This is a genomic window from Acinetobacter sp. AG1 (assembly GCF_001005525.1).
Classification (GTDB): domain Bacteria; phylum Pseudomonadota; class Gammaproteobacteria; order Pseudomonadales; family Moraxellaceae; genus Acinetobacter; species Acinetobacter modestus.
This window is the reverse complement of sequence record NZ_LBMZ01000007.1, coordinates 1-1,141: the sequence shown is the minus strand read 5'-3', so window position 1 is coordinate 1,141 and position 1,141 is coordinate 1. Positions and strand designations below refer to the sequence as shown.

Here is a 1,141-nt window from a genome sequence, read left to right as displayed (position 1 = left end):
AAATGAAATAAAACGAAGTGCACCCACAGGTGTTGTATATCAAATCGAAGTTTAACTATTAGTCCAATGATGGATTGGACAACAAAAGACTGTCGCTTTTTAGCGACTTTTTTATTATCTGGAGAAAGTAAAAATGGCAGAGCCAGTAAGTAGCGGTGCGGGTGCGGTAGCTATCAAAATGTATGGTATTGGGGCAATCATTACAGTTGTGATTGCGTTGGGGTACTTGGTCGTAATCATGACGAGAATGCCGCGTTCTCGTAGTGAGTGGGTAGTGAGTTTAGTTTCTACGGTGATTGGTAGTATTGGAGCTGGTGGATTTATTATCCAGCATTTCTCTATGCATGATTACGCAACAACATGGGCAGGGATGTGTGCAATCGGTGGGATTTTCTTTGCGACTGGGTTGCCGTTTTGGGCCATCATTCGATGGACATTTAATTATGTGAATGCCCGTGAGGGCTCGACAATTTTAGATGTGGCCAAAGAGGTTAAAGATTTCAAAGATAATTTTTAATAGTTCAAAAATAAAGCCATGCTAGAACGGTTTTTTAAATGTTAGAGGTGTTATGCTGTAAATATTCCCTCTTGGAGAGGTTTTATTTTCAATAACTTAAAAAGCTGAAGACATGAAAAAAATATTATTAATTTCTCTTGTCACAATGATTGTAGGCTGTCAAAAACAGCCAGAGAAAGTGGATGATTCGGCAGCAGATAAACAGTTTGAAGAATCGGACAAAAAGATTGGTGAGTTTCTAGATACTTTAGAGAACCCTCATGCCAGTAAAGGTGAACAAAAGAAAATACTCTGTAATGATTATCCGAAAGTATACGAGTATCAGTACATACCAGCATTGTTGAAGCTTTCTAAGGCTGAGTCTAAAGATCAGTTAATGAAAGACCTTAAAATGACAACTAATTACTACAGCGAGAAATTAGGTATTATTTGTGATTGATAGTATTTAATGTTTGATGAAACTCGCCCTGTGCGGGTTTTTTATATCTCAAAATTAACAAACACAAACCGACCATAAGGTCGGTTTTTTTTCGTTTAGAGGAAAGTGAAATGAGTAATTATCCAGAACTGCCTTGGATAGCTGAGGCAAGAAAACACATAGGTTTAAAAGAAAATACAAGCAAA

At 37.2% G+C, this 1,141-nt stretch carries 2 protein-coding genes; both read left to right on the top strand.

Features of this window, described 5'->3' with window-relative positions; all coding sequences use genetic code 11:
• Nucleotides 1-133 precede the first annotated feature (133 nt).
• Nucleotides 134-517: a hypothetical protein gene (locus AAV96_RS00040; RefSeq protein WP_046737821.1), complete on the top strand. Its 384-nt coding sequence runs from the start codon at nucleotides 134-136 to the stop codon at nucleotides 515-517.
• A 112-nt stretch (nucleotides 518-629) separates the two neighbouring features.
• A complete protein-coding gene (locus AAV96_RS00035; RefSeq protein WP_046737820.1) occupies nucleotides 630-956 on the top strand; it encodes a hypothetical protein in 327 nt (108 codons plus the stop codon).
• The last annotated feature ends 185 nt before the right edge of the window (nucleotides 957-1,141 follow it).

Bases quoted from the DNA above. Each gene is read 5' to 3' on its own strand.
- AAV96_RS00040 (WP_046737821.1), top strand. From the start codon at position 134: ATGGCAGAGCCAGTAAGTAGCGGTGCGGGTGCGGTAGCTATCAAAATG.
- AAV96_RS00035 (WP_046737820.1), top strand. From the start codon at position 630: ATGAAAAAAATATTATTAATTTCTCTTGTCACAATGATTGTAGGCTGT.